This window comes from Pseudomonas sp. GW823-FHT02E01 (genome assembly GCF_058797535.1).
On the sequence record NZ_JBXAJS010000009.1, the window covers coordinates 124,461 to 151,369 of the forward strand.

The 26,909-nt window shown below is 57.3% G+C and carries 21 protein-coding genes; 15 read left to right on the plus strand and 6 right to left on the minus strand.

Annotation, left to right across the window (positions count from 1 at the left end; all coding sequences use genetic code 11):
- Positions 1–36: 36 nt before the first annotated feature.
- A complete protein-coding gene (locus tag AC1RDQ_RS21655) occupies positions 37–1,359 on the minus strand; it encodes an alginate export family protein (RefSeq protein WP_102672322.1) in 1,323 nt (440 codons plus the stop codon).
- Positions 1,360–1,640: 281 nt separating this feature from the next.
- On the opposite strand from AC1RDQ_RS21655, the gene feaR reads away from it, so the two are divergent.
- The 7 genes from feaR (at position 1,641) to AC1RDQ_RS21690 (ending at position 9,946) form a co-directional block, all read left to right on the plus strand.
- Entirely contained in the window at positions 1,641–2,549 is a 909-nt protein-coding gene (feaR, locus tag AC1RDQ_RS21660) for a transcriptional regulator FeaR (protein ID WP_154862758.1), read from the plus strand.
- Positions 2,550–3,444: 895 nt separating this feature from the next.
- Positions 3,445–4,302: an McbB family protein gene (locus AC1RDQ_RS21665; RefSeq protein ID WP_492588070.1), complete on the plus strand. Its 858-nt coding sequence runs from the start codon at positions 3,445–3,447 to the stop codon at positions 4,300–4,302.
- A gap of 786 nt (positions 4,303–5,088) precedes the next feature.
- Positions 5,089–6,288 carry a YcaO-like family protein gene (locus tag AC1RDQ_RS21670; protein ID WP_492588071.1) on the plus strand — a complete coding sequence of 400 codons (1,200 nt, stop codon included), beginning with the start codon at positions 5,089–5,091 and terminating at the stop codon, positions 6,286–6,288.
- Between the two features lie 11 nt (positions 6,289–6,299).
- A complete protein-coding gene (locus AC1RDQ_RS21675) occupies positions 6,300–7,043 on the plus strand; it encodes an ABC transporter permease (RefSeq protein ID WP_492588072.1) in 744 nt (247 codons plus the stop codon).
- On the plus strand, positions 7,043–7,780 hold the full coding sequence (locus AC1RDQ_RS21680) for an AAA family ATPase (protein WP_057715397.1): 738 nt from the start codon (positions 7,043–7,045) through the stop codon (positions 7,778–7,780). Before AC1RDQ_RS21675 ends, AC1RDQ_RS21680 begins: the two co-directional genes overlap by 1 nt.
- A 237-nt stretch (positions 7,781–8,017) precedes the next feature.
- Positions 8,018–8,407: a c-type cytochrome gene (locus tag AC1RDQ_RS21685; protein ID WP_492588073.1), complete on the plus strand. Its 390-nt coding sequence runs from the start codon at positions 8,018–8,020 to the stop codon at positions 8,405–8,407.
- A 48-nt stretch (positions 8,408–8,455) separates the two neighbouring features.
- The gene (locus AC1RDQ_RS21690) at positions 8,456–9,946 is read left to right on the plus strand and encodes an aldehyde dehydrogenase family protein (protein ID WP_492588074.1); all 1,491 of its coding nucleotides are present in this window, start codon (positions 8,456–8,458) and stop codon (positions 9,944–9,946) included.
- A 106-nt stretch (positions 9,947–10,052) separates the two neighbouring features.
- On the opposite strand, the gene AC1RDQ_RS21695 is transcribed toward AC1RDQ_RS21690, so the two are convergent.
- Positions 10,053–12,455, minus strand: coding sequence for a DUF3772 domain-containing protein (locus AC1RDQ_RS21695; RefSeq protein ID WP_492588076.1), 2,403 nt, complete (start codon positions 12,453–12,455; stop codon positions 10,053–10,055).
- Between the two features lie 343 nt (positions 12,456–12,798).
- On the opposite strand from AC1RDQ_RS21695, the gene AC1RDQ_RS21700 reads away from it, so the two are divergent.
- Genes AC1RDQ_RS21700 through AC1RDQ_RS21710 form a run of 3 tightly spaced genes read left to right on the plus strand, consistent with a single transcriptional unit; the run spans position 12,799 to position 15,772 of the window.
- Positions 12,799–13,764 (plus strand): Bug family tripartite tricarboxylate transporter substrate binding protein, encoded by a 966-nt coding sequence (locus AC1RDQ_RS21700; RefSeq protein WP_492588077.1) that lies wholly within the window; start codon positions 12,799–12,801, stop codon positions 13,762–13,764.
- A gap of 1 nt (position 13,765) precedes the next feature.
- Positions 13,766–14,248: a tripartite tricarboxylate transporter TctB family protein gene (locus AC1RDQ_RS21705; protein ID WP_492588078.1), complete on the plus strand. Its 483-nt coding sequence runs from the start codon at positions 13,766–13,768 to the stop codon at positions 14,246–14,248.
- Between the two features lie 15 nt (positions 14,249–14,263).
- The gene (locus tag AC1RDQ_RS21710; RefSeq protein ID WP_492588079.1) at positions 14,264–15,772 is read left to right on the plus strand and encodes a tripartite tricarboxylate transporter permease; all 1,509 of its coding nucleotides are present in this window, start codon (positions 14,264–14,266) and stop codon (positions 15,770–15,772) included.
- Between the two features lie 121 nt (positions 15,773–15,893).
- On the opposite strand, the gene AC1RDQ_RS21715 is transcribed toward AC1RDQ_RS21710, so the two are convergent.
- A complete protein-coding gene (locus AC1RDQ_RS21715; protein WP_090454822.1) occupies positions 15,894–16,793 on the minus strand; it encodes a LysR substrate-binding domain-containing protein in 900 nt (299 codons plus the stop codon).
- 161 nt (positions 16,794–16,954) lie between these two features.
- Between AC1RDQ_RS21715 and AC1RDQ_RS21720 the strand changes: the two genes are divergently transcribed.
- Both AC1RDQ_RS21720 and AC1RDQ_RS21725 read left to right on the plus strand, forming a co-directional pair.
- Positions 16,955–18,256 carry an NAD(P)/FAD-dependent oxidoreductase gene (locus AC1RDQ_RS21720; RefSeq protein ID WP_492588080.1) on the plus strand — a complete coding sequence of 434 codons (1,302 nt, stop codon included), beginning with the start codon at positions 16,955–16,957 and terminating at the stop codon, positions 18,254–18,256.
- 54 nt (positions 18,257–18,310) lie between these two features.
- On the plus strand, positions 18,311–19,399 hold the full coding sequence (locus tag AC1RDQ_RS21725) for a polyamine ABC transporter substrate-binding protein (RefSeq protein ID WP_492588081.1): 1,089 nt from the start codon (positions 18,311–18,313) through the stop codon (positions 19,397–19,399).
- A gap of 163 nt (positions 19,400–19,562) precedes the next feature.
- On the opposite strand, the gene AC1RDQ_RS21730 is transcribed toward AC1RDQ_RS21725, so the two are convergent.
- Entirely contained in the window at positions 19,563–20,081 is a 519-nt protein-coding gene (locus tag AC1RDQ_RS21730) for a carboxymuconolactone decarboxylase family protein (RefSeq protein ID WP_492588082.1), read from the minus strand.
- 134 nt (positions 20,082–20,215) lie between these two features.
- Here AC1RDQ_RS21730 and AC1RDQ_RS21735 point away from each other — a divergent pair, with 134 nt between their 5' ends.
- Complete coding sequence (locus tag AC1RDQ_RS21735; RefSeq protein WP_492588083.1) at positions 20,216–21,031, plus strand: AraC family transcriptional regulator; 816 nt, start codon at positions 20,216–20,218, stop codon at positions 21,029–21,031.
- Between the two features lie 130 nt (positions 21,032–21,161).
- Here AC1RDQ_RS21735 and AC1RDQ_RS21740 read toward each other — a convergent pair whose 3' ends face one another.
- On the minus strand, positions 21,162–21,593 hold the full coding sequence (locus AC1RDQ_RS21740; RefSeq protein ID WP_492588084.1) for a nuclear transport factor 2 family protein: 432 nt from the start codon (positions 21,591–21,593) through the stop codon (positions 21,162–21,164).
- A 157-nt stretch (positions 21,594–21,750) separates the two neighbouring features.
- Between AC1RDQ_RS21740 and AC1RDQ_RS21745 the strand changes: the two genes are divergently transcribed.
- On the plus strand, positions 21,751–22,401 hold the full coding sequence (locus AC1RDQ_RS21745) for a DUF2238 domain-containing protein (protein WP_492588085.1): 651 nt from the start codon (positions 21,751–21,753) through the stop codon (positions 22,399–22,401).
- Positions 22,402–22,592: 191 nt separating this feature from the next.
- On the opposite strand, the gene ilvD is transcribed toward AC1RDQ_RS21745, so the two are convergent.
- On the minus strand, positions 22,593–24,275 hold the full coding sequence (gene ilvD, locus AC1RDQ_RS21750; RefSeq protein ID WP_090454829.1) for a dihydroxy-acid dehydratase: 1,683 nt from the start codon (positions 24,273–24,275) through the stop codon (positions 22,593–22,595).
- 390 nt (positions 24,276–24,665) lie between these two features.
- On the opposite strand from ilvD, the gene mqo reads away from it, so the two are divergent.
- On the plus strand, positions 24,666–26,312 hold the full coding sequence (gene mqo, locus AC1RDQ_RS21755) for a malate dehydrogenase (quinone) (protein WP_492588086.1): 1,647 nt from the start codon (positions 24,666–24,668) through the stop codon (positions 26,310–26,312).
- Positions 26,313–26,909: the final 597 nt, after the last annotated feature.

The following is a 26,909-nucleotide window of genomic DNA, read 5'->3' on the forward strand; positions in this document are numbered from 1 at the left end:
CGCGGGCAATGGCGTGGCCACTGCCCGCGGCCGAGATTAGAAGCCGGTGGCGAACACCACCTGGGCGTAGACGTTCTTGTCGTTGTTACCCAGTTGGGTACCACCGTCTTCGGCGCTCTTGTCCGGTTGGTAGATGCCCACCAGTGGCATCACGGTCAGGTGGTCGTTGACGTGCCATTCGGCGTACAGGTCGACTTCGTGGCCATCGGTGTTGCCCAGGTTGCGGTCGATGGTGTCGAAGTTGAAGTACATCGCGCCGACGGTGAGGTTCTCCAGTGGCGAAACTTTCAGTGTGACGTTCTGGATGCGCGAGTTGCTGTTGAACGGCCCGGCGTAGTTGCCCGCCACTTCACCCTGGAACCAAGTGCCGTAGCCACGGCTGAAACCGTAGAACAGGGTGTCGTAGCCTTCCGAGAAGCGGCTGTAGCGGTAGCTGGCGCTAGGCGTCCAGACCGCGTCGGAGAAGGTCCAGCCGGCTTCCAGGTACCAGGCGTCTTCGCTGGTGGTGTGAGGTTTGTCCTGCTTGGCGTATTCACCGGACAGGAACAGGTCTTTCACCCCGGCGTTGCCCGCCGCACGCAGGCTGTAGGTCTTCATGCCGTCGCGTTCGAGCTGGATCGGCGAGGCGTACTGTTCATCGATATCGGTGGTCTTGATGAAGGTCAGGCCGACCGTGCCGGCCTCGGCCACGTGCTCCAGGGTGCCGACGTACATTTCGGTCTTGGCCTGGGCGCGGTTGTCGGATTTGAGCCACATCAGGTCGCTACGCCAGCCTTCCTTGCCACCCAGACGCAATACGGCGGTTTCGTCGAAGGCCTTGCGTGCCGCCAGGTAGTAGGCGCCGCCCCGGTTGAATTCGCCGTCGGCCAGGCCTTTGCCCATGTTCAGCGCGTCGCCGTCGATCAGGAAACCGTCACCGACCACAATGTTCTGGCGACCGAAGGACAGGTCGACGCCGTCACTGCCCAGCGCACCGAACAGATCGGCCGAGCGCCAGCCGAGGTAGGCGTCTTCGAACTTGGTGGTGCGTTCCGAACCATCGGAGAAGCCGGCCGCATCGCCATCGCCCCAGGTGCCGGAGCTGAGCATGTTCGCCGCGCCGTACGCGGTGCCCACACCGCCCAGGCCTTGATCGAAGCTCAAGCCGTATTTGATGTAGCCCTCGCGCCACGACGAGCTGCCTTCATTCAGGCGACCGGACAGGGCGTAGTTTTCCTGGCTGTGGAAAATGCCGAACACGGCTTCGAGGGTAGCGTTCAGATGGCTGTCGTCATCGGCGTAGAGTTCATAGGCACCGGCATTGCCGGCACTGATCATCAGCGCGAGCGTCGAGAGACGAAGCAAGGGGGACTTGAGCATGGTGTGGCATCCGTTCTTGTTCTTGAGCGCAGGTTTGCGGTCTGTCCGGATACTAAGGCGCGGCTATTGTTTGCCCTTTTCCCTGTTTGCCAATTAGTTGGTTGTGCATGCCAGATTGCATGGCGCGTTGCCACGACGCCGGTTCCTGGTGCACGAGACCAGGCGCTGCGCAGTAATCGCGCACGGATCGGCATGACCACCGCGGTATTTCTCGGTGGCGAGCGACAGGAACGAAAAGTGCAGGGCGCCTCGCAGCGACTAATGCGATGGATGAGGCTGCGATGAGCAATGCACAACAGGTCGAGCGCTTTGATCAATGGCTCGACAAGGTCAATCAGGTCTGCGGGCGCTTTGGTGCCAATGTGTTGGGGGCGCAGTTTGCGGGCTCTATCGATGAGTACCACAGCGGTGAGCTCAAGATGAGTTTTGTCGACGTGGCCCAGGCCCGACTGTTCCGCACCCAGCATGAGATCGATCAGGGCGAAGGCTCGCATTTCTACGCGGCGTTCCAGCTGGCCGGCGAAGCCGTGATGGAGCAGCAGGGCAGTTGCATCACCCTGTTGCCGGGGGATATCACGCTGATCGACTCCACGCGTCCGAGCAACTTTGTGTACCGCAACAACGCCCGTCAGTTGTCATTGATACTGCCCCGGGAGCGGGTCGAACAGCACCTGCGTTACACCACGGTCAAACCCGCGCAGCGCATTCCGGCTTCGGCGCCGATGGCGGGGTTGGCCAAGCGCCTGATCCTCGGTTCAACGGAGCAAGGCCTCAATCACGCGGAAAGCGAAGCGACGCTGGACGCGGTGATCAGCCTGCTGCGCCCGGCGATGGGGGCGAGCGAGTTGGACGACTCACCCCAGGCTCGCACCTTCCGCAAGGCCTTGCGCGTTATCGATGAACACATTGGTGACGAGGCGCTGTGCCCCGAATGGCTGGCGGCCGAGGTGGGCGTCTCCGTGCGCGGCCTGTACCGGCTGTTTTCCCGACACGGCCTGGTGGTCGCGCAATACATGAAAAACCGCCGCCTGGACCTTTGCGCCGAACAACTGCGCCATGCGCGGGGTGAGGGCAAATTGTGTGCGCTGGGCTACGAATGGGGCTTTAACGATTCGAGCTATTTTTCCACGGCGTTCAAGGCGCGCTTTGGTGTTTCGCCGGGTGAGTATCGCAAGCGCTACATGAATTGAGCGTGACCATTTCCCGGTAGGAGCTGCCGCAGGCTGCGATCTTTTGATCTTGCTTTCAAAAAATAAGCTCAAATGATCGTCCGAACGCGGCTCGAGCCTACGGTAGCTCCGCATCGCTTGAAGCTCTGTAGGCGGGTGCGTTCCTTTTCCTACTGCACGGACTGAGCAGTGCATCCCCAAACACCACTGCCAACAACGTAGCGGACACCATCGTCGCCAGTTAGAAGCTCACCACAGAACGGCATACGATCATCAAGGTTACCGTTCGTCGTATTTTTTAAAATTTAAAATCAAACTTCAAAAAATATCCTTTGAAAAAGAAAGACATTTCTTACTCTGTCCTACAGATCTCTGAGTTCAGTGTCTTTCGGCTTGTTTCAGTTTTGAGTCAACTTTGGTTTTGGATTTTAAGTACTTATAGATATCTGCCAGTGCGATGCCATTTTTTAAACAGAGAGTGAACGAAAAACGATCCGGAAATCTCGCACGAATTTTCCTTAGATGTTGAGTGAAAATTCCTACGCACAAAAAAATGGCCTCTTGCGTCAAGTTCTGGAAGTTACTAAATATAGAAGGGTCACTAACTTTGGTGGCGTTTTCTCTAATAGCGAGTAAACAATGATGAACAGCGAAAACTTTGGAGACGTTCTTTATCTTGGCGATGAGTTTGAATACGGCTCATGCCCACACATGGCTGGAGGGTCTGGCGGTCAAGGCGGATGTGGAGGTAGCGGCGGATGTGGGGGTGGCGGCGGTTGTAGTGGCGGGAGCGGCGGAAGCGGTGGGAGTGGAGGGAACGCAGTAACTCCTCAGGTATCGTCCGACAACGACTGACAATTCATCAAGTATGGCTTTTCTGGTGTTAGCCAGAAAAGCCATATAAAGGAACTGGATGATGTTAAATATACAAAGCTACGAAATACTTAATTTTCACTCTGATAATTTAGTAGTTTCAAGGAAAGGTGTTTCGAAGATCAGTTCGCCATCTTTGGTGGCGGCTCTGACTAAGTTAAAAAATTATAAGAATATTTCAAAGGCTGAGTTTTTGGAGATATTGTCGGAGCATGGCTTAAATCCAGAAGCCGCCTATGATTTTTTAGAAAAAGCGCTCTCTATTAAAGAAGACCCTGGTGAAATTTACTTTGAGAAAACAATTGTGGCCCATGATTGGGACAAAACCACCGAACTAGAGGCATTGTTAAGAAGTGAGATCGATACCCCGTTAGAAATAAGTGATATCTCAGACTCGCTTAAGGACATTGTTTTAAGTAAGAAATGCTACATCGTAATCGCTTGCATGAATTATGATTATGATTTTATAAAGAAAATATACTTCGATGTTGTAAATGCTGCGCCGGACAGTGCGATCAGTGTTTGTTATCGCTCGGGTAATTCGTTCTGTATCAGTCAGCCGTACTTGCCGAAAGTCGGAAATCCATGTCATTTTTGCAGCATAGACAGGCTGATAAACTATGAGGAATATCATAGTGGCAGGAATACTTGGTCAAGGCTGCTTAATTTTTGCAAAAATAAGCATATAGCCGTTCCTACCGATTCGCTAAATATCCTGCAGCGATCATTGGTTGTTGGGGCGATTGCAAAGAAAATAAAGCTGCTAACGAAACCTGGTAGTGAATATCGTTATCAGGATAATGTACTTCAAGACTCCTATGTTGATTTTAATGGTAACTTCGTGAGGGATGTCTCGGCCTCTCATTGGTATATGTGCGACTGTTTGAGGGTGCAGGGATGAAGTATATACCCCATGACTATTATCTGAAGTTCATGAGTTCAACTGTTCATGCGGAAACCTTGGACTTTCACGTAAAGGGGAATTATACGATCCATGATGCATTCAAGCATGCAACTCGTCTTCATAATGTCAGCAATGAGCAGCTTACTCAGTTAACCGGGAACGAACTGCGGATTTACCCGGATCTAAATTTGGAATTCCCTGTTCGCTCTGAATTGAATTTGGATTCGGATGTTTGTCGTGATGAATCATGTGAAACCTTCTCCAGCACAAATATAGTTTTTTCGAAGCTAGAAAAGCTTATGTCTCCTGTGCTTTCCCCAAGAAAAAATAGTTATAAGCGTGGATATCCAAGCGGTGGTGCATTATATCCAGTTGAGATGTTTATTTGTTCTCTGATGGATGATGAGGAAAGTTGGCCATGTTCTGAAAAGATCTTGCATTTACTACCGCGGTCGAGGAGGTTTGAAGTAATGCAGGGTACACAAAATATCGATGATTTTAAGAGGGCAATTTTGTCATCTCCAGGCAGTATTGGCACACCTCGTATAGCGATAGTTTATGCCGTCTACATACCTAAAACACTATTTAAGTACAGATATCGAGGGTACAGACTTGCGCTTATGGAGGTTGGATCAATTTACATGCTGATCGAATTGCAAGCCAAAAAGCTTGGATTGCGATGCAGGTTGTGGTCCGCGTACACAGACACGATGCTGTGTAAGGCAATAGGTCTTAATCCAACTCTTTTCTTTCCTATGTGTGTGCACTTCATTGGTGAGCAATGTGATTCTATATAATTCTAGTCACTACTCAACGTTACCTGGTGCATTGATTTGTCAGCCAGCCTGCTTACTGTCTCTTCCGTCTTCTGTTGAAGTAGAAGACCCTTGGTTAAACGGAGGATCTGGAATAGGGAACGGTTCCTCCTCTATAAAAGCGGCGCTAGGTGAGTACTTTGAAAGACGGCATTTCTACATGGAGGTTAAGCCCGACGTAGTAGGGGGTATCACTCATACATTGTCGAGATTTGAAGCTGGGAAGTTTATTTATGCTTTTTCTCAAACTAATGAGAGTAATTTGACATCCGCGCAGCTTGCCAAACATTCATATAATTTGACGGAGGTGTTGCGTGTATCGGATTTTTCTTGCTGTCACATACCTACCGCATGTGTTTCTCTTAACTATAATAAAATTGAAAGTGAAAATTCAATATATCCGCTGCGAGATACATGCGGTTGCAGTTTTCACTACCGATTTGAGGATGCAGCTTTTGGGTCGATAAAGGAATATTTGGAAAGGCAGTTTCTAGCAAGATTTTGGCTCACAAAGGAATGCACTCAGCTGGTTCTTGAAACTGACATCAAAATAGCCCTGAGTGAAGGTCGCGCTCAAACGTTATACGACGCACTATGCAAGTCAGGTGAGATTACGGTTATCGATATAACAGATTATGATTACCCAGGTGTATGTTTGTTGGCTGTTTACGGTCAAAAGGATAATAAGCGTCACGTTAGGTATTGCGCCGGAATGTCGTATGCGGAAACGCTAAGCAGCGCACTTGAGAAATCAATCTATGAGCTGTGGCAAACCTACAGATTCATTGATTTGTTTCGAGCTACTGAGGGTGACGTCGAAGAGGTTAAAGATTCATATTTGAAGTATTTTTTAAGCTGTAACACCTATGGAACATACAAGGAGATAACTTCGGTAAATTTCCGTGGTTCCGACACATCAGAGTCTTCGCTTGAGTTTAACTTGTCTGGACTTTTGGCTGCGCTCAAGTCTCAGCGGATTGATGGTTATCTCTACGTTAATTCTCTTGTGATGCAGAGCGGCTTGTATTTTTTCTGTAAGTTTGTTTCTCCCGATTTATTTTTGCATATGAATAACTCTAGGGGGATAAATTTCCGCAATAAATACTCTGAGAGATTTATGGGGCAGATATTTTCTGAACGGAAGAAAATTATGGTTCCATTTCCATGAAAGGGTGACTCATGACAGCTTTTACAATATCAAGATCTTTCGAGCTTACGTGGTTGTTTGTGAAGGAACAGCTAAAAGAACCTGTTGCGCTTTTTTGGATTATTGTTTCGCCGGTAGCGACCTATTATTTGCTGGCATACTCCAGAGGAGAGCTTTCTCCTTCGGGTATGAGCTATTTAGAAAGCACTTCTTGGTTTCATGCTTATATTTCTTCAAGTGTCGCTTTTTTTGGCTTCTCCTTTTACATCGTAGGTAGAAGGGAAAGTGGATTCATTAGATCGTTTGTATATACATCCGAAGCCAAGCTGATATTTATGTTGGCGCAGTTTTTTGCTTGCTCACTTATTTCTTCGATTTACTGTGCCGCTTTCTATGTGTTGACATGTTTTTCTTTTGGAGGCTTTGATGTGGCTGAGTTTTTATTGGTTTTTTCTCGGTTTTATATCTGCTATGTATTGTTTTGTGTGCCTGGAGTTCTGTTGAGCTTGTTGCCTGTTAGTTTTCAGAATGCCAATACAATTTTCTCCGTGACGTCATTTGGAATGCTTGTGTTGGGTGTTCTAAGTGTTCGCGATTTGCATCCTGTATTGGATATTATCAAAAGGTTTAATCCTTTATATATTGCAAATCAAATAATGATTGGGGGGGTTGAAAGGCACCCGGTTTTGATATTGGGGGTTTTCTTTTCTTTTATTACTGTATTTTTGTTGTCCTTGCGATTTTTGCGCATAAATCCAGTGTGGAGTCGGTATTGATGGGTATTATAAAAGCTAGTTCGCTTTGTTTTGAGTATTCTGAAAAAACAATATTCAATGACGCATCTATCAGTGTGATTCCAGGCTCTATTACCGGTCTGCTGGGTCCAAACGGCTCTGGAAAGACTACGTTTTTCGATATTGTATGCGGCTTGAAAAAGGCGAAAGAAGGGCAGCTTGTCAATAGGTTTGTCAGGCAGCTTTATTTATCACAGACGATCATGACGCCCCCCGTGCTGCGTATGTTCGATATCTTTAAAATGACTACATTACTTTGCTCTCCGATCCGAATGTCGCAAGAGCATGCTTTGAAAAAGCTCGCTGTCTGGAGCCCGGAAATAATTGAGCGATATAAGGAAATCTGGAGCAAAAAGTCTTCTGTTTGCAGCTATGGCGAAAAGCGTTGGTTCTTTACTCTATCATTGCTGGCTGTAGAGGCGGATCTGGTGATACTGGATGAACCCACCGCTGGAGTTGATCCTGAGTTCAGACACTACATTTGGAAGTGTTTGCGTGGAGCTGCTGCTGAGGGAACGGCAATTCTAGTGTCTTCACATAACATCGAGGAGGTTGTGAGCAACTGTGACAACTTTTATATGATCAGCATGCGACGGTTTGTACCGTTCAGCTCCGGTAAAGAGTTCTTGGACTCTTACGGTGCAAGCACTCTGGATGAAGCTTTTATCCGCGCGGCGGTTGCACCCGTGTTCACGGCGCCTTCTACTCAAAAAAAATAACGAGGTCACCGCCTTCTCAGCTCAGCTAAAACGAGCTCCTGATGTCGCATACCTGCACGTGCTGTTTCTAATACGCAATCTGGCACAACCGCCAACACAACTGGCACGCAGGGCAAAACCTGCGTGTCGGCGACCACCGACAATCCCTACCAACCTGCCGAAGCACCGTTGCCTCGGCATTTTTAGTGTTGGCGTTCGCCTGCTGGCGGGCGCGTGGATTTTCAAGGTCGTTTTCCTATGTTCACTTCGCTGCGTTTGCCCGTGATCGGTTTGCTGTCTTTCACCCTGGTTCAGGCGGTGTCCGCCGCCGAGTGCGCCCCGTACACGCGCCGTGGTGCCGAAGTGTTTGCCACTGAGTGCAGCGTCTGCCACGCGGTGACCAAGGGCACGACCGGCATGATGGGGCCGAACCTGTTCGGTGTGTATGGGCGCAAGTCCGGCTCGCTGGCGGGTTTCAGCTACTCCCAGGCCATGCGCGACAAAGACGTCGACTGGCAGGCCGAGAACATCACGCAATTGATCACCCAGCCCCAGGCTTTCGTGCCGGGCACCTACATGCCCTACATGGGCCTGGCTTCCGCCGACGACCGCCAGGCGGTCGCGTGCTTCCTCAAAGAACAACACTGATCAGGCCGGATTTGCGCCTGAACACATCGTCTGAATGAAAGGTGAATTATGAGCAACGTTGAAATCCTGCCCCAGGTTGCTGCATTCCTCGAACGTCGTCACGGCTGCTTCATTGACGGCCAGTGGGTGTTTGCCGAGGGCGACAGCATCGCCGTGGTCAACCCGGCCACCGGGCAAACCCTGTGCGAAACCCTGGATGCACCGCTGGAACTCGTCGAGCGCGCCGTGCAGTCGTCCCACAAGGCGTTCAAGTCCGGCGTGTGGTCGAGCCTGCGCCCGGCGGACCGTGAACGCATCCTGCTGAACTTCACCCGCCTGGTCGAAGAACACGCCGAAGAACTGGCTCAGTTGGAAACCCTGAGCCAGGGCAAGTCGATCAACATGGCCCGCGCCCTGGACCTCAACGCCACGGTGGAGTTCATGCGCTACATGTCCGGCTGGGCGACCAAGATCGAAGGCCAGACCTTCGACGTGTCGATCCCGTTGCCACCCGGTGCGAAGTTCACCGCCTTCACCAAACGTGAGCCGGTGGGTGTGGTGGTCGGCATCGTGCCGTGGAACTTCCCGCTGCTGATCGCCGCCTGGAAGCTGATGCCAGCCCTGGCCACCGGTTGCACGGTGATCATCAAGCCGGCGATGGAAACCCCGCTGACCGCCATGCGCCTGGCTGAACTGGCGCTGGAAGCCGGCATCCCGGCCGGAGTATTCAACGTGGTCACCGGTGGTGGCGCTTCCGTTGGCGGCGTGCTGACCCAGCATCCTCTGGTGAGCAAAGTGTCGTTCACCGGTTCCACCGCCGTGGGCAAGAGTGTCGGCGTGGCGTGCATGGAGAACATGACGCGCTTTTCCCTGGAACTGGGCGGCAAGAACCCGATGATCGTGCTCGCCGATGCCGACATCGAAAAAGCCGTGCAAGGCGCGATCCTCGGCGGCTTGCTGAACAACGGCCAGGTCTGCGCCGCGGCCTCGCGCTTCTACGTGCACCGTTCGATCCACGACCAATTCGTCGAAGCCCTGGCCGCCGCCGTCTCTTCGATGCCGATTGGCGCCGGCATGAATTGCGACGCGGCAATCAACCCGCTGGTATCGCGCAAGCAACAACAAAGCGTGCTCAAGCACATCGAACTGGCCCGCCAGCAAGGTGCGCGGGTGGTGACTGGCGGCGAGTTGCTGGAGGGTGATGGTTTCTTCGTGCAGCCAACCATTCTGGCGGACATCGACCACAGCATGGCCGTGGCCCGCGAAGAAGTGTTCGGCCCGGTACTGGGTGTGATGCCGTTCGACGACGAAGACGCCGTGATCGAACTGGCCAACGACAACCGCTACGGCCTGGCGGCCAGCCTGTGGACCAATGACCTGGGCAAAGCGATGAACCTGGTGCCTCGCATCGAAGCCGGTACGGTCTGGGTCAACGCCCACGTGCTGCTCGACCCGGCGATGCCGTTCGGTGGCGTCAAGCAATCGGGCATGGGCCGTGAGTTCGGTCGTGCGGTGATCGAGGCTTACACCGAGCTCAAGTCGGTGTGCATCGCACATTGATCAACCTGTAGGAGCGAGCTTGCTCGCGAAAAACGTCAAGATAATGCGGTCTGTCAGTTAGTTCGCGTTATCGTTGGCGACCATCGCGAGCAGGCTCGCCCCCACATCACGCTGCAGGCGGTTTCGCCAGTTCAATCCCGGCGGCCCCCAACCGCTTGAGAATCTCAAACAGCAGCTGGCTCTTGATCGCGCCGACAGTGCGTGGGCTGCCGACATAGCCGGTGATGGTCAATGTGATTCCTTCGGGTTTCAGCTGGCTGAAGCGCAAAAACGGCGTTGGTTTATCCAGAATGGATTCATGCTCGGTGTAAGTGTCCATCAGCAGGTTTTGCACCAGCTCCGGATCGATATCCAACGGGAACATCAGCTCGAGTATCACCACGCCCTGGGCGCTGCCGCCGAGGGTGACGTTGCGCAGGTTCTGCGAAATCAGGTGGGAGTTGGGCACGATCATGATCGAGCGGTCGGCCAGTTGTATTTCCGTGGCCCGTACGTTGATCCGGCGGATGTCGCCTTCGACGCCGCTGATGCTGATCAGGTCGCCGACTTTCACCGGGCGCTCGGTCAGCAGGATCAGGCCGGAGATGAAGTTCTTCACGATCTCCTGCAGGCCAAAGCCGATACCCACCGACAAGGCACTGACAATCCAGGCCAGGTTGGTCCACTTGATCCCCAGCGACGCCAGCGTGAGCAGAACGACGGACACGTAGCCGATGTTGGCGAACAGGGTACTCAGCGAGGCGCACATGCCCGGGTCCATCTCGGTTTTGGGCAGGAATTCGCGATCCAGCCAGCGGCGCAGGGTACGAATCAGGTAGACACCGATCATCAGTGTCAGGAGGGCATGCATCAAATTGTCCGGGACGATGTTCAGCTTGCGCAGCCCTTCACCGCCGAGTACGGCCACAGTGCCGGTGAACAGTTGCCCGAGTGTCGTACCGATCCCGCCGACAAACAGCGCAATGAGGCCAATCAGTATCAGGATGGCGCGGCCGGCTCCGGATAACACGGTGCAGATCTGTTCCAGGCGCGGATTGCCGATGCCCAGCAGCTGTTTGATGGTCTTGCCGGTGGGTTGCCGGGGCGAAAAAACGTAGTCGCAGGTGTCCTGATAGACCTGTGTGAGCAGGTAGAAACCGGCGCAGATGATGAATATCCAGACCATTTCATAGGTGATGAACCGGGCCATCGTCACGTAGCCGATCAACAGGGCGAACAGGGACACCACCACGGCAGCGCCCGTGAAGGTGTAAATCAGACCGGCGAAGGTGGTGACGCCTTCGGGGGCTTCTCCGGCAACGATCAGGTCTCTGCGCGTCTTGCTGACGCGCAACAGCAGCGCACCGATCACCAGTGCCGCGACCAATGCCACGATGCCCCGACCGAACAACACCACTTCGGCGCTCATGCCGGTGACATTGCTCATCTGCACCAGGGTTACCAGCACCAGCAGCAGGCTGGCCAGCAACCTCGGATAGGGCTCCATCGCCAGCGCCACCGGATCGGCAATATCGGGCAGGCGCCAGGAAGGATGTTTGGTGGACAACAGTGCGCGGCTCAATCCGGTGATCAGTACGCAGGTATAGGCCAGCTTTTCCAGATATTGCGCCAGGTCGGCCAGCAGGGGGGGGTAGGGCAGTTGCCGGGTCCCGGCAAAATGCAGCAGTTGCAGGGCGATGCCAGCGGTCAGCACCGTCGCCATCACCGACGCCAGCGCAAGGGAGCTGCGCCGGAGCCGGCCTGCAGGCATTCGATGAAAGCACAGCCACGCCAGAACCCGGCCGGCGAGGTCTCGACCCACGGTCCATATGAGCAGGGCCAGGATCAACAGGATGGCCGTGATCCCGCGTTGTCCGGGTTGCCAGGCGGCCCGGTGCGTGGCCTCGAGTTGCTCGATGAGGGCGCTGAAACGTTGACGGTCCTCGATCGGAAGAGCGAACAATGGCGACCAGAATCTCGGGCTCAGGATACTGCTGGTCTGCTGAGTCACTTCCGCTTCCAGCAAGCTGCGCCGAATGCTGGCAATCTGGGTGATCAGCTCGGCGGCACTTATTTTAAGCGCGGCCAGGGTTTTGAGTTGGCTGTCGATCTTGTTTTTTTGCTCGCCGAGGGCGTCTCGTTGGGTGGTAATTGCAGATGTCACCTGTGCGTTCTCGTCAAGCGGCACGGGCCCCAGCACGTTCAGTTGCGCCTGCAATTGCGCCTGGCCAGGCAGCAGCGATGTGGACAGGCGTTCAATCTCCTGAATCAGTAATTGCACCTGGTCCTGTGAGCTTTCCAGCTGGGTGTAATTGCTGGCCTGGGAAACCTGCTGCTTGAGGCTGTTGAGCTGGTTTTGCACCCCCAGCAATTCGCTGTCGGAGATGCTGATGATCGGGGCTGCGGGGGCGGGGGCGGGGGCGGGGGCAAGAGCAGGAGCGTCGGCCATATCCCCCGCCAACAGCCATCCCGGGCTTGCCACCAGAACCGCGAAGGCGACGTAAATCATTGACTTCAAGACATTGCGCATCGGCGAGCTCGACGGGTTGTTGGTCACTTAGCCAATGAGGTTAGGCCATGACACGTACCCTGGAGCATTGTTTTGTCGCAATGGAACCCGAGAACCTGTGGGAGCGAGCTTGCTCGCGATGGCGGTGTGTCAGACACCGAAAATGTCGACTGACACTCCGTCATCGCGAGCAAGCTCGCTCCCACAGGGGGCTCCTACAAGGGGGGCGGCGCCTTTGGCGGGTGGTTTCAGCAAAACAAGTCAACCCATGAATCCATGGCCTAAGCTTGTTTGCAGGCCCCGGTCCATCGCACACCTCGATGGGCAAGCGGCACCGATAAAAACAATGCAATCAGGAGATCCCATGTCCGCCTTGATCCGTCGTTTCAGTCGCTGCATGGCCGCCGGTTTGACCGCTGCCGTGCTTGTCGCACCAGCCTTCGCGTTGGATACCGTGAAATTCATGGCCCCGGGTTCGGTGGGCGGTGGTTACGACCAGACCGCCCGGGTGCTGGGCAAGGCCATGGTCGAGGCCAATACGGCCAAGTCCGCGACCTTCGAGAACAAGGGCGGGGCGGGCGGGACCCTGGGGCTGGCGCAATTTGCCAACAGCACCAAGGGTGACCCGACCGCATTGCTGGTGGTCGGCGCGATCATGGTCGCGGGGATCGAACAGAACAAACCGCAGATCAGCCTGAAGGATGTGACGCCCATTGCCCGGCTGTTCACCGAGTACAACGTGATTGCCGTGCGCAAGGATTCGCCATACAAGACCCTCGATGACCTGATCAAGGACTTCAAGGAAAAGCCCACCGGCGTCACCTTTGGCGGTGGTTCCAAGGGGTCGATCGACCACATCGGTATCGCCGAGCTGGCTGGCAAACTGGATGTCCCGGTCAACAAGGTCAATTACATCGCCACCGGCGGCGGGGGTGAAATCGTGGCCCAGACCCTGGGCGGCCAGATCAAGGTGCTCACCGGGGGCTACGCCGAACTGGGTCAATACATCAAGAACGGCCAGATCCGGGTGCTGGCCATCGGTGCGCCCGAGCGTGTCCCGGGGATCGATGCGCCGACCCTCAAGGAAAGCGGCTACGATGTGATCATCGGCAATTGGCGCGGTGTCTACGGTGCTGCGAACCTCACAGCCGAGCAGCGTAAAGAAGTGACCGACGCGGTCGTGACCGCCAGCAAAAGCAAAGTCTGGCAAGACAACATTAAAACCAATGCCTGGACCGAGAGCGTGTTGACCGGTGATGACTTCGGCAAGTTCGTCGACGAAGAGCACGTGCGTCTGCGGGCGATGCTGGTCAAGGTCGGGCTGCTTTGAGATGGCCGGGTCACGCGCAATCGTACCGACGCAATTGGCGATCGGCCTTGGACTGATCACTCTTAGCGCCTTGCTGGCCGTGGGGGCCAACCGCTTTCCAGCCGAGATGGGCTTCGTGATTCTGCCGGCTTACGTCTATCCCTGGATCGTCGCCGGCTTTCTCGGCGTGGTGGGCCTGTTGCTGAGTTATCAGGCGCTCACCGGCGGCTTTCGCGAGCTGGACAGCGGCAATGGTGCGATCCCTGGCGGTAAATCCGGAGCCGCCTGGGTTACTGGAGGGTTGGTGGGGGGGGCCCTGCTGATCAACTTGATCGGTTTCGTGCTGGCCGCCGGGTTGCTGTTCGCCTGTTCGGCGCGGGGTTTTGGCAGCCGTCATCCCGTGCGGGACCTGGCCATCGGCATTGCCCTGACCTTGCCGATCTATTGGCTGTTCAACGCCGGGCTGGGGGTTTCCCTGCCGTCGCTGATCAACATTTGGCTTTGAAAGGAGCTCGACACCGTGGACATTCTTTCAAGCCTGGCGATGGGGTTTTCCTCGGCACTGACGCCGATCAATCTGATGTGGGGGTTCATCGGCTGCCTGCTCGGCACCGCCATCGGCGTATTGCCGGGGATCGGTCCGGCGCTGACGGTGGCCCTGCTGTTGCCGATCACCGCCAAGGTCGACCCCACCGGCGCCTTGATCATGTTCGCCGGTATCTATTACGGCGCACAGTTCGGTGGCTCGACCACCTCGATCCTGCTCAACACACCCGGTGAATCGTCCTCCATGGTCACGGCCCTGGAAGGCAACCTGATGGCGCGCAACGGCCGGGCGGGACCTGCGCTGGCAACGGCGGCGATAGGCTCGTTCGTCGCCGGCACCATCGCCACCGTTTTGCTGACCCTGTTCGCACCCATCGTGGCCAGGCTGGCCCTGAATTTTGGGCCGACCGAATATTTCGCGATCCTGGTGCTGTCGTTCACCACCGTGTCGGCAGTGCTCGGCGCTTCGATGCTGCGCGGGTTCGCTTCGCTCGGCGTCGGGTTGACCATCGGTTTGATCGGGCTGGACTCGACCTCGGGCATTGCCCGCTACACCCTCGGCGTGCCCGAACTGGTGGACGGCATCGAAGTGGTGCTGGTGGCGGTCGGCTTGTTCGCGGTGGGCGAGGCCTTGTACAGCCTGCTCTATCAAGGGGAATCAAACGAAGGACGGCATCGCCTGACCTCGTTGTGGATGACCCGCGCGGACTGGAAACGCTCGGTGCCCGCGTGGCTTCGGGGCACGCTGATCGGTTTCCCGTTTGGTTCGATTCCGGCCGGTGGTGCCGAGATTCCAACCTTTTTGTCCTATTCCGCCGAGCGCAAGCTCAGCAAGTACCCCAAGGAGTTTTCCGCCAACAAGGGCGAGGGCGCCATCGAAGGCGTCGCCGGCCCGGAAGCGGCCAACAACGCCAGCGCGACCGGGTCTTTGGTGCCGTTGCTGACCTTGGGCATCCCGACGTCCGCTACCGCGGCGATCCTGCTGGCGGCGTTCCAGAACTACAACCTGCAACCGGGGCCGATGCTGTTCGAAACCTCCGCCGACCTGGTCTGGACATTGGTGGCGTCGCTGTATATCGGCAACGTTATCCTGCTGGTGTTGAACCTGCCGCTGGTGGGGCTGTGGGTCAAACTGCTGCAAATCCCCCGGCCATACCTGAATGCCGGCATCCTGGTGTTCGCCACCATTGGCGTGTATGGCATGCGGCACTCATCCTTCGACCTGATACTGATGTTGGCGATTGGCTGGGGCGGGGTGTTGATGCGGCGTTTCGACTTCCCCGTCGCCCCCGTGATCGTCGGCATGCTGCTGGGGCCGATGGCCGAGAAACAACTGCGTAACGCCTTGTCCATCAGCCAGGGCGACTGGACGGTGTTCGTCACGCAACCGATCTCGGCATTCTTCCTCGCCCTGACGCTGCTGGTGCTGATGGTGCCCTATGTGCTGCATAAACGCGGCATCAAGTTGCATGAGGATGATTGAATCCTGCGATGCGCAACTCCTGTGGGAGCGAGCTTGCTCGCGATAGCGGTGTGTCAGACACCTGTGATACCGACTGGCACGCCCTCATCGCGAGCAAGCTCGCTCCCACAGATTCTGGTGCTTAGTTGACTGGCGGTGTTGTGGTTTGCGCGGCAAACCATTGCATGACCGGTGCGCAGGCTGGGTGCGATGCCGCCGAGGGTTGCAGGCACAGCGAGTAGATCCCCCGTGTCTTCAACGGCTCCCCGAACGGAATCACCAGTTCGCCCCGTTGAATCGACTCACCCGCCAGGGTCATGTCGGTCATCGCCACGCCCAGGCCCCGGGCGGCGGCATCGAGCGCCAGTTCGTCGAGGTTGAAAGGGATGTGCCGGTAGTCATGCAGCGACATGCCACCATGGGCTGACAGCCAGACCTTCCAGTCATGTTGATCGGAGGAGCGGTGCAGCAACGCGAAACCCGACAGATCTTCTTGCGAAGCCAATGGCCGGTCGTTGGTGCCGAGCCCTGGCGCACACACGGGCACCAATGCCTCTTCGAACAGGGTCAGGCAATCGGGCGCTGTGGACGGCTCAGGCAGATAGAGAATGTAGGCGTCACTGTCGCTGGCCGGCTCGACCACTTCGGTGGCCACGGTTTCGATTGCCAGGGATACGTCCGGGTGATGCCGGTAGAAATCGCTCAGTTTGGGCAGCAGCCAGCGCACCGCCAGTGACACGTGCATGCGAATGCGGAACGGGCGTTTTTGCGGCGCGAGCCGGTCTTCGAGGGTGCGCAACTGTTCAAGGATGCTGCGGGCGCTGGCCAGTACCTGTTCGCCCTCGGCGGTCAGTTGAAGGCTGCGGCTGCTCCTGACAAACAGCGGCAGGCCAAAGTGGCTCTCCAGTTGCTGAATCTGTCGGCTCACCGCGCTCTGGGTCAGGCAGAGCTTTTGCGCCGCTTGGGTGAAGCTGCCTGACCCGGCAACCTCGACCAAAGCCTGCAAGCCCTGCAGCGAGGGCACGTGGCGAATCTTGTCCATGCGTTTTCAGAATGCCTCGATGATTTAATAACGTTGGTTGCCTGCGTTTTGAGCCTTTAGATTCTAGTCATCGCCACCGTCCTCGAAAACAGCTTATGCAAATTCTGCATGCAGTGCTGTTGGAGCGAGACGGTTCGCAGAACAAGAACCTGAGGTGACACATGGAAAATATCTGTGGCTGGATTGCGCAAGCGGGGAGTTCCCCCTTGCGCGAGCCGCTCAAAGGCGCGCAGCAAGCCGATTGGCTGGTGATCGGTGCTGGCATCACCGGCCTCAGTGCGGCGCACGCTCTGGCGCAAATGCACCCCCAGGCCCGTATCGTGGTTGTTGACCGCCAGCGTGCCGCGCAAGGCGCTTCGGCGCGCAACTCCGGTTTTGTGGTGGCTCATGAGCATCCCGCTGCCGGGGAGCTACTGGGTAGCGACGGGTTCGCCGGGTATCAAGCGGATACGGCAATCGGCCGCGCAGCCGCCGACGAAGTCCGCAAGCAGATCACCCGCCATGGCATCGAATGCGACTTCAGGGAGTCGGGCTATTTCTTCGCCGTCAGCGACCCACGCAAGCTGACTCACGTCGAGGCCAAGCTGCAGACCCTGCGTGCCGTTGGCGCCAGCGCGCAATTTCTGCAAGGCGAGCCATTGATCGAAAAACTCGGCAGCCGGCACTACCGCGCCGCGATCTGGTGCGGCAACGGCAATGCACTGCTGCAACCGGCGAAGTACGTTCGGGGCTTGCTCGATGCCCTGCCGCCGACAGTGACGGTCTACGAGAACACCGATATCGCAGGTCTTGAGCGCCTGGGTGACGGCCGGATTCGCGCCCGGGGCCAAAACGGCAGTGTCGAAGCCAGACAGGTTTTGGTCTGCCTGAACGCCTTTATCCCTCGCGCGGGCATCGATGACAGCGGCACCTTCGCAATGGAGCTCAGCGCCAGCCTTACGCGGCCGCTCAGCGATCAAGAGTTTCAAGCCCTTGGTGCGCCAGCGTCCTGGGGCGTGCTGTCGACCCGCCCGTTGGGCGCCACGGTGCGCCTGACCCCGGATCGCCGGGTGATGATCCGCAACACCGCGGAATACCGCTCGCGGGATCTTTCATTGAGCGAATTGTCGATCCGCCGCCAGCACCATGTGCTGGGGTTGCAACGACGTTTCCCGATGCTCGGCGAGCAGGACATCGAATATACCTGGACCGGTCATCTCAGCGCTTCGCGTTCCGGGCAGCCGTATTTCGGCAAAGTCGAGGAGGGCGTTTTCGCCGTGGCCGGGTGCAATGGTTCCGGCGTGGCACGGGGCACGCTGTGGGGCCGCTTGCTGGCGGAGTTGGCCTCGGGTCGTGATTCGCCGTTGCTGCAATCGGTCATTCAACGGGCACAACCCGGCTGGCTGCCGCCCAAGCCCTTGCTCGACATCGGTGCCATGCTGCGTATGCGCGTGGAGACGGTCCGGGCCAGAAGCGAAATCTGAAAACACCCGTTTCACAACAAGAACAAAAGCACTTCCCATCGAAGGTGATTCAACATGCGCGTCAATACGCTTTCCCTTGTGGCCCTGATCTCGACCTTTTCCGCCGTCACTCATGCCGACGAAACCGTCAATATTTCCAACTGGAACGGCTACATCGCCGACGACACCCTGGTCAACTTCAACAAGGAAACCGGGATCAAGGCGACCTACGACATCCACGACAGCAACGAAGTGCTGGAATCGAAGCTGATGACCGGCAACACCGGGTATGACGTGGTCAGCCCGTCGAACCACTTCCTGTCGCGCCTGATCAAGGCCGGCGCCATCCAGAAACTCGACCGGAGCCAGTTGCCCAACTGGAAAAACCTCGATCCGGCGCTGATGAAAAAACTTGAGGTCAACGATCCGGGCAACCAGTACGGCTACCCCTACATGTGGGGCACGGCGGGCATCGGTTACAACGTCGAGAAGATCAAGGCGATCTTCGGCAATACCGACGTCACCCGGTCCTGGAGCCTGTTTTTCGACGAGAACAACATCAAGAAGCTCAGCGAATGTGGGGTGGCGATCATCGACAACCCGACGCAGATCCTGCCGATCACGCTTAACTATCTGGGCCTGCCGCCCCACAGCCATGAGCCTGCCGACTACAAGAAAGCCGAGCAGGCGCTGCTGAAGATCCGGCCTTACGTCCAGTATTTCCATGCGTCCAAGTACATCAGCGACCTGGCCAACGGTAACGTCTGCGCGGTGATCGGTTTCAACGGCGACATCGTGCAGGCCGCCGCCAGTGCCAGGGAGGCGAAAAACGGGATCGATATTGCCTACTCGATCCCGGACGAGGGTTCCACCTTGTGGCTGGACATGGTGGTCATGCCCAAGAACGCGCCCCATGAGCGCAACGGCTACGCCTACATGAACTACCTGCTGGAGCCGAAGGTGATTGCCAACATCAGCAACAGCATCCATTACGCCAACCCCAACAGTGCGGCGGATGCCTTCGTTGACCCGGCGGTGAAGCAGGACCTGGCGATCTACCCGCCGAAAAACGTGATGGACAAGCTGTTCACCGTCGAGGACTTGCCCGCGGCCATCGCACGGTTGAGCACGAGGTTGTGGACCAAGCTGAAAACCAATACCTGATCGTCTTATGATCGCGATCAATCTGAAGTGACGCTGAACCTGTGGGAGCGAGCTTGCTCGCGATAGCGGTATGTCAGACACCTATGATGTCGACTGGCACACCCTCATCGCGAACAAGCTCGCTCCCACAGGTTTTTTCAGACTGGATTTACGCTAGATGGGCTCAGGCATCGATGGCCGGGAAGTCGATGTCGGTCAGCACTGTGTTGTTCAGGTAGTTGGTCAATGTCTGCGAAGCTACATGGGCGATCACTTCGATGATCTTGCCGTCGTCGATACCGGCGGCACGCGCAGCGGCGATCTGTTCGACTGTCAGGTGGCCACGGCTTTCGGTGATCTGGCGGGCGAGGGTGGCTATGGCGTTTAGTTCACCGTGTCGTGCGCTGAGGATGTCCTGCTTCGACAGCCCGGCCTTGCTGGCGAACAGCGTGTGAGCGGCCAGGCAGTAGTCGCAGCCGTTGACCTGCGAAGTAGCCAGGGACACCGCTTCTTTTTCCGTGGCGCTCAGGGACGTCTTGCCCAGTGCGGCCGAGTTTTGCAGGAACGAGGCCAGCACCGCCGGGGCGTGGGCCAATACCTTGAAGACGTTGGGCAAAAAGCCGATTTTTTTCTGCACGCCTTCCAGCAGCGGGCGGGTGGCGTCGGTGGCGTGTTCCAGACTGATCGGGGTAATGCGGGTCATGGTGATACTCCGTGGTGTGAAGCGCGGAATGCGCTGGGTACGGAGCTGATGTTAGGGAGAACGCCTGGCTTGTTGGGTGCAAATCGTCGATGATATGCGACAGATCGTCCAGAACTGCCTTCGGGAGCCTTGTCATGGATCGCTTGTCTACGTTGCTCACACACTTTGGCGTCAATGCCGGCACGTTCCATAGCGGCACGTTTTGCGGTACCACCGCCTTCGACGGCCAACAGGTCAGCGGTCATTTGCACCTGCTTCAGGCGGGTGAGTTGCTGCTCAGGTTGGGGGATCAGCCGGATCTGCAACTGACCGAACCGACCCTGATATTTTTCCCCCGACCCTATCGGCATCGCCTGTTCGCTTCAGAAGCGTCCGGCACGCAACTGGTCTGCGCGACCCTGGATTTCGACGGCGGCGCGGGCAATGCCCTGGCGGCGGCACTGCCTGATTACCTGGTGCTCAAGCTCGATGAAATCCCGACCCTGGCCGGGACTCTGGAATGGCTATTCAACGAGGCGTTTGACGGCACATGCGGGCGCAAAGCGGTGATGGATCGCCTGTTTGAACTGCTGGTGATTCTGTTGCTGCGGCACATCTTGAGCACCACTGGCCAGCAACCGGGCATGATGGCTGGCCTCGCCGATGCGCGCCTGGCGCGGCCCCTGAGCCTGATGCATGAAACCCCGGCCAAGGCCTGGAGCGTGGCCGAACTGTCGGTCGCCGCCAACATGTCGCGGGCCAGTTTCGCCGAACATTTTCGCCGGGTGGTCGGGCAGACGCCGGTGGATTACCTGGTGAGCTGGCGCATCAGCCTGGCGCAGAAGCGCTTGCGCGAGGGCCGGCCGATTGCGTTGATTGCCGAGGAAGTCGGTTACGAAAGCCCCTCGGCGCTGGCCCGGGCGTTTCGTCGCAAGACCGGGCTCAGCCCGCGGGAATGGAGGGGCAACTGATTCACCCGAAAAACCTGTGGGAGCGAGCTTGCTCGCGATTCGGTAGTCCATTCAACATCAATGTCGACTGGCATGACGCTATCGCGAGCAAGCTCGCTCCCACAGGTTAAGGGGTGGTTTTAGCTGTGCATCAGAACTTGTACGCCTGCCGTCCTACCAGCAGCCATTTGCCGTTCTGCTTTTGCCAGATCTGGAAGTTTTCGATTTCGGTGGGCACCACTTCGGTGCCTTTGAGCGCTTGGGCCGAGAAGTGGTGACGGACCAGCGCGACATCGCCCGAGACGGTAATGGTCTGGTTTTGCATCTCAAGGGTCTTGAAGGCGCTTTTGCCGGTTTCGATGTCGGCGATGAAGGCCTGCTTGTCCTGGATCTTGCCGCTGGAATGCCCGTAGGTCAGGTTCTCGGCGGTCAAGGCGTTCAGCTCCGGGATGTCTTTGTGCAGCATGGCCTGGGTCAGGTGGTCGACAGCCTGGGCCACGTCTTTGTCCGCGGCGGCCGGGGTGGCGGCGATGTAGCCGCTGAACAGGCACAGAAAACCAATCAGCACTGTTGCTTTTTTCATGGGTGTTTCCTTGTTGTTGTAGGGATAGCGCGACGACTGCTCTAGTATTCGTCAGTCATCGTACAACGTAGCATGCGATGGAGGAAAAAAGCGAACTTGCCTGGTGACCGTACCTCGAAGTTAAAAGGGCGATGCCCTGACTTCGAGGTATTGCGCCATGCAGCCTGACCCGCGTTTACGGCACGACCTGACGTTGCTCATGGTGTTTCTGTTGATTGTCGTGGTGTCGGGTTTTGCTCCCCGCAGCCGGGTGGACTGGGCGCTGGAGAACCTGCTGGTGCTGTTGCTGGTGGGGACGCTGGTGGCGGTTTCACGGCGGTTTCGCTTGTCTGCGGTATCCATCACGCTGGTGTTTGCGTTTCTGTGCGTGCATGAACTGGGCGCCCACTACACCTATTCCCTGGTGCCTTACGAACAATGGTCTTCGGCGTGGTTGGGCTTCAGTTTCGACCGGGCGACAGGTGCTCACCGCAATCACTACGACCGCCTGGTACATCTGAGCTATGGGCTGCTGCTGGTTTATCCGGTGCGCGAAGTGCTGTGGCGCCTGACGCCGCTGCGCGGGTTCTGGCTGTTTTTCGTGACCCTGAACATCATGCTGTCGACATCCGCCTTGTACGAACTGGTGGAATGGATCGGCGGGGCTTTCCTGGGCAAAGACACGGCGAAGGCCTTCGTCGGTGCGCAAAACGATCCCTGGGATTCGCAAAAGGACATGGCCATCGCGGTTGCCGGTGCGTTTGTCAGCCTGTTGCTGGTGTCTTTGCGCAGCATGGCGCAAAAGCAACCGGTGACGACTGTAAGGTGATCTGGTGGAAGGCTTCGGCGGGGCAGCTGTCGCGGTCGGTTGATCGGTTCAGGTTTTGAGGTGGAGGTTGCCTGACAGGACGCCATCGCGAGCAAGCTCGCTCCCACAGGGGATCTTCGGCAAATGGAGATCAACTGTGGGAGCGAGCTTGTTCGCGATGGCAATAGCCCAGAAAACGCAGGACCAGCGACCTAAAGATACTTATCCGTCACAGCCCCCTCCGAAGCACTGGACACCGTCTTCGCATACTTGGCCAGCACCCCGCGCTTGTATTTTGATTCCGGCCGCACCCAGCGCGACTTGCGCTCGGCCAGCACGGCGTCGGAGACATCCACCGTGATCAGCCGGGTTTCAGCATCGATGATGATCCTGTCGCCATTCTCGACCAGTGCAATCGGTCCGCCCTCAAAGGCTTCCGGCGTGATGTGACCGACCACGAAACCGTGGGAACCGCCGGAAAAACGCCCGTCGGTGATCAGCGCCACCTCCTTGCCCAGGCCCTTGCCCATGACCGCCGACGTCGGCGAGAGCATTTCGCGCATGCCCGGGCCACCCTTTGGCCCTTCGTAGCGGATCACGATCACTTCGCCGGGCTGGACTTCGCCATTGAGAATGCCGGCCAGTGCACCTTCTTCGCCGTGATAGACCCGGGCCGTGCCTTCGAAGCGCAGGCCTTCCTTGCCGGTGATCTTGGCCACGGCGCCGGTGGGCGAGAGGTTGCCGCGTAGAATGACCAGGTGGGAGTCCTTTTTGATCGGCTGGTCGAAAGGCCGGATCACGTCCTGGCCGGCCGGGTAGTCGGGCACGCTGGCCAGGTTTTCCGCCAGGGTCTGGCCGGTGACGGTCAGCACATCGCCGTGCAGCATGCCGGCATCGAGCATGCGCTTCATCAGCGGTTGAATGCCGCCGATGGCCACCAGCTCGCTCATCATGTATTTACCGCTGGGGCGCAGGTCGGCGACCACCGGGGAAACCTTGCCCAGCTCGACGAAGTCATCCAGGGTCAGTTCGACATCCACCGCATTGGCCATGGCCAGCAGATGCAGCACGGCGTTGGTCGAGCCGGCGAGGGCGATCACCACGCGGATGGCGTTCTCGAAAGCTTTGCGGGTCATGATGTCGCGAGGCTTGAGGTCGAGCTTGAGCAGCTCCATGACCTGCTGGCCGGCGCGGAAACTGTCCGAGGCCTTGTCGGCGCCAATGGCGTCCTGGGAGCTGGAACCGGGCAGGCTCATGCCCAAGGCTTCAATGGCCGAGGCCATGGTGTTGGCGGTGTACATGCCGCCACAGGAACCGGGGCCGGGAATCGCCACTTCCTCGATCTGCTTGACCTGAATCTCGCTGATGTCGCCCCGCGCGTGTTGGCCCACGGCCTCGAACACGGAAATGATGTCGGTGTGGCCAGCCCCCGGCTGGATGGTGCCGCCATAGACAAAGATCGACGGTCGGTTCAGCCGCGCCATGCCGATCAGGCACCCCGGCATGTTCTTGTCGCAGCCGCCGATGGTCACCAGGCCGTCGAAACCTTCGCAACCGGTGACTACTTCAATGGAGTCGGCGATCACCTCGCGGGACACCAGCGAATACTTCATGCCTTCGGTGCCGTTGGCGATGCCGTCGGAAATGGTGATTGTGTTGAATATCACGCCCTTGGCACCGGCGGCATTCGCGCCTTTTTCGGCTTCGAGCGCCAGCTTGTCGATGTGCATGTTGCAGGGCGTGACCATGGCCCAGGTCGAGGCGATGCCGACCTGCGGCTTGGTGAAGTCTGCATCGGTAAAACCCACGGCCCGCAGCATGGCGCGTGCCGGTGCGGCCTCTACGCCGTCGATTACCTGAGAGGAGTACTTGCGCAGATCGTCTTTGTCGCTCATGACTGCTCCTATCGCTGAGGCTGTTGCTCACACACTCGTTGAGAAAAACAGGATGAGTATAGAAGGCCGGGCGCCCGGGCCCGGGCTAACCGGTCGGGAACAGACGCGCGGGTAAGCCTTGTCGTGATATTCTTCGCGACAACTTGGTTTGATCTATTCAGTTTTCCTGTCCTTGAGACGGGCGAGCAGAATCACTGTCGCTCAAGTAGCTGAAGCCAATAAAGATAAAAAGTCAGTTCAGAAGGGACATTAAAGTGGGGTCGATGCGGTTCGTCGGCCTTGTGTGCCCACCCTGCAATCCTTGAGTGCCGCACCCGTGACTGCCGTGAAACACGGGGTTGTGCGCATGAGGATGGAAGGGCGGATGGCGTTTTATCATAGGTGCTACAGATGTTTAAGAAAGTGAACACAGCCCTGCTGGGGCTGGCCTTGTCGTTGGGGATGACGACAGCCCAGGCCGAAGAAGCCAAGAAAGTCGACGTACTGCTGATCGGCGGCGGCATCATGAGCGCGACCCTGGGTGTGTGGCTCAATGAGCTGGAACCCGGCACTTCGATGGAAATGATCGAGCGCCTCGACGGCGTCGCCCAGGAAAGCTCCAACGGCTGGAACAACGCCGGTACCGGTCACTCCGCCCTGGCCGAGCTGAACTACACCCCTGAAGACGAGAACGGCAAGGTTTCGATCCCGAAGGCCGTTGAAATCAACGAAGCGTTCCAGATCTCCCGTCAGTTCTGGGCCTGGCAGGTTCAGCAAGGCGTGCTGAAGAACCCGCGTTCGTTCATCAACTCCACACCGCACATGAGCTTCGTGTGGGGCGATGACAACATCAAGTTCCTGAAAAAACGCTACGAAGCCCTGCAAGCGAGCCCGCTGTTCGCTGGCATGCAGTACTCCGAAGACCCGGCTGTGATCAAGCAGTGGGTGCCGCTGATGATGGAAGGGCGTGACCCGAGCCAGAAGATCGCGGCCACCTGGAGCCCGCTGGGTACCGACGTGAACTTCGGCGAAATCACCCGCCAGTTCGTTGCGCACCTGCAAACCACGCCGAAGTTCGACTTGAAGCTGTCCAGCGAAGTACAGGACATCACCCGGAACGAAGACGGCAGCTGGCGTGTCAGCTACAAAAACCTGAAAGACGGCAGCAAGACCAAAACCGACGCCAAGTTCGTGTTCATCGGCGCCGGCGGCGGTGCCCTGCACCTGCTGCAGAAGTCCGGCATTCCTGAAGCCAAGGAATACGCAGGCTTCCCGGTAGGCGGCTCGTTCCTGGTAACCGAGAACCCGACCATCGCCGAGCAACACCTGGCCAAGGCCTACGGCAAAGCCTCTGTTGGCGCTCCACCGATGTCGGTTCCGCACCTGGACACCCGCGTGCTGGACGGCAAGCGCGTGATCCTGTTTGGCCCGTTCGCGACCTTCAGCACCAAGTTCCTGAAAGAAGGTTCGTACCTGGACCTGCTGACCACCACGACCACCCACAACGTGTGGCCAATGACCAAGGTCGGCATCAAGGAATACCCGCTGGTCGAGTACCTGGCAGGCCAGTTGATGCTGTCTGACGAAGACCGCCTCAACGCCCTGAAGGAATACTTCCCGAACGCCAAGGCTGAAGACTGGCGCCTGTGGCAGGCCGGCCAGCGCGTGCAGATCATCAAGCGTGACGAAGCCGCCGGTGGCGTGCTGAAACTGGGCACCGAAATCGTCGCTTCGCAAGACGGCAGCATCGCCGGCCTGCTGGGCGCCTCCCCAGGCGCATCGACCGCCGCACCGATCATGCTGACCGTGCTGCAGAAAGTGTTCAAGGACAAGGTCGCGACCCCTGAGTGGCAGGCAAAACTGCACCAGATCGTACCGAGCTACGGCACCCAGCTGAACGCCAGCCCCGAGAAGGTTGCTGAAGAATGGGCCTACACCGCCAAGGTGCTGGAACTGACTCCGCCACCAGCGGTGATTGCGCCGGCTGTGAAGCCAGTGACTGTCGATACGGATGCGAAAGCGCCGAAGGCTAATGCTGCGAGTGATATGGCTCTGTAACTAGAAGCTAAATCAAAAAAAGCCCACTGAACCGGCGACGGTCAGTGGGCTTTTTTGCTCTCGGATCCCTCGAAATACCCCTGATTCCCTGTAGGAGCGAGCCTGCTCGCGAAAAACGCCAGGACAACGCGGGCACTCAGGCAGCACGCGTTATCGTTGACGTCCATCGCGAGCAAGCTCGCTCCTACAAGCTGGCGTTTATGCAATTTGGACAGACCATTGCCTTGGCGGCAGCAGGCGAGGGCAGTTTTTAGACTGATGTGAAAAAACCCACTGAACCGGCGACGGTCAGTGGGTTTTTTTGTGGGCGATGGCACAGGCAACGCTTTGAACTCGGAGCGTCTACGCCGGCCGTAACGAGGGTTCTTGTCATCAATTGTCAAGTCACTGACGCTCAATGAGAAGCAGACAGTTTGGCCCTGACGATACTGGTTTGTTTTCCGACCTCGGTAAGGCGAAACCGTAAGCCTGATACCTCTCCGCCCTGGCGGGAATTTGTAGGAGCGAGCTGGCTCGCGATGGACTCAAGTGCGCTGCGTTTAGTCAGTAAGCACGCGTTTTCGTTAACGACCATCGCGAGCAAGCTCGCTCCCACAG

What these genes read in the sequence shown, in the direction of transcription:
- AC1RDQ_RS21720 (WP_492588080.1), top strand. Translation starts at nt 16,955, where the DNA reads ATGGAAAATATCTGTGGCTGGATTGCGCAAGCGGGGAGTTCCCCCTTG.
- AC1RDQ_RS21690 (WP_492588074.1), top strand. Translation starts at nt 8,456, where the DNA reads ATGAGCAACGTTGAAATCCTGCCCCAGGTTGCTGCATTCCTCGAACGT.
- AC1RDQ_RS21680 (WP_057715397.1), top strand. Translation starts at nt 7,043, where the DNA reads ATGGGTATTATAAAAGCTAGTTCGCTTTGTTTTGAGTATTCTGAAAAA.
- AC1RDQ_RS21735 (WP_492588083.1), top strand. Translation starts at nt 20,216, where the DNA reads ATGGATCGCTTGTCTACGTTGCTCACACACTTTGGCGTCAATGCCGGC.
- AC1RDQ_RS21685 (WP_492588073.1), top strand. Translation starts at nt 8,018, where the DNA reads ATGTTCACTTCGCTGCGTTTGCCCGTGATCGGTTTGCTGTCTTTCACC.
- AC1RDQ_RS21730 (WP_492588082.1), bottom strand. Translation starts at nt 20,081, where the DNA reads ATGACCCGCATTACCCCGATCAGTCTGGAACACGCCACCGACGCCACC.
- AC1RDQ_RS21740 (WP_492588084.1), bottom strand. Translation starts at nt 21,593, where the DNA reads ATGAAAAAAGCAACAGTGCTGATTGGTTTTCTGTGCCTGTTCAGCGGC.
- mqo (WP_492588086.1), top strand. Translation starts at nt 24,666, where the DNA reads ATGTTTAAGAAAGTGAACACAGCCCTGCTGGGGCTGGCCTTGTCGTTG.
- AC1RDQ_RS21665 (WP_492588070.1), top strand. Translation starts at nt 3,445, where the DNA reads ATGTTAAATATACAAAGCTACGAAATACTTAATTTTCACTCTGATAAT.
- AC1RDQ_RS21700 (WP_492588077.1), top strand. Translation starts at nt 12,799, where the DNA reads ATGTCCGCCTTGATCCGTCGTTTCAGTCGCTGCATGGCCGCCGGTTTG.
- feaR (WP_154862758.1), top strand. Translation starts at nt 1,641, where the DNA reads ATGAGCAATGCACAACAGGTCGAGCGCTTTGATCAATGGCTCGACAAG.
- AC1RDQ_RS21705 (WP_492588078.1), top strand. Translation starts at nt 13,766, where the DNA reads ATGGCCGGGTCACGCGCAATCGTACCGACGCAATTGGCGATCGGCCTT.
- AC1RDQ_RS21655 (WP_102672322.1), bottom strand. Translation starts at nt 1,359, where the DNA reads ATGCTCAAGTCCCCCTTGCTTCGTCTCTCGACGCTCGCGCTGATGATC.
- AC1RDQ_RS21675 (WP_492588072.1), top strand. Translation starts at nt 6,300, where the DNA reads ATGACAGCTTTTACAATATCAAGATCTTTCGAGCTTACGTGGTTGTTT.
- ilvD (WP_090454829.1), bottom strand. Translation starts at nt 24,275, where the DNA reads ATGAGCGACAAAGACGATCTGCGCAAGTACTCCTCTCAGGTAATCGAC.
- AC1RDQ_RS21695 (WP_492588076.1), bottom strand. Translation starts at nt 12,455, where the DNA reads ATGCGCAATGTCTTGAAGTCAATGATTTACGTCGCCTTCGCGGTTCTG.
- AC1RDQ_RS21725 (WP_492588081.1), top strand. Translation starts at nt 18,311, where the DNA reads ATGCGCGTCAATACGCTTTCCCTTGTGGCCCTGATCTCGACCTTTTCC.
- AC1RDQ_RS21715 (WP_090454822.1), bottom strand. Translation starts at nt 16,793, where the DNA reads ATGGACAAGATTCGCCACGTGCCCTCGCTGCAGGGCTTGCAGGCTTTG.
- AC1RDQ_RS21745 (WP_492588085.1), top strand. Translation starts at nt 21,751, where the DNA reads ATGCAGCCTGACCCGCGTTTACGGCACGACCTGACGTTGCTCATGGTG.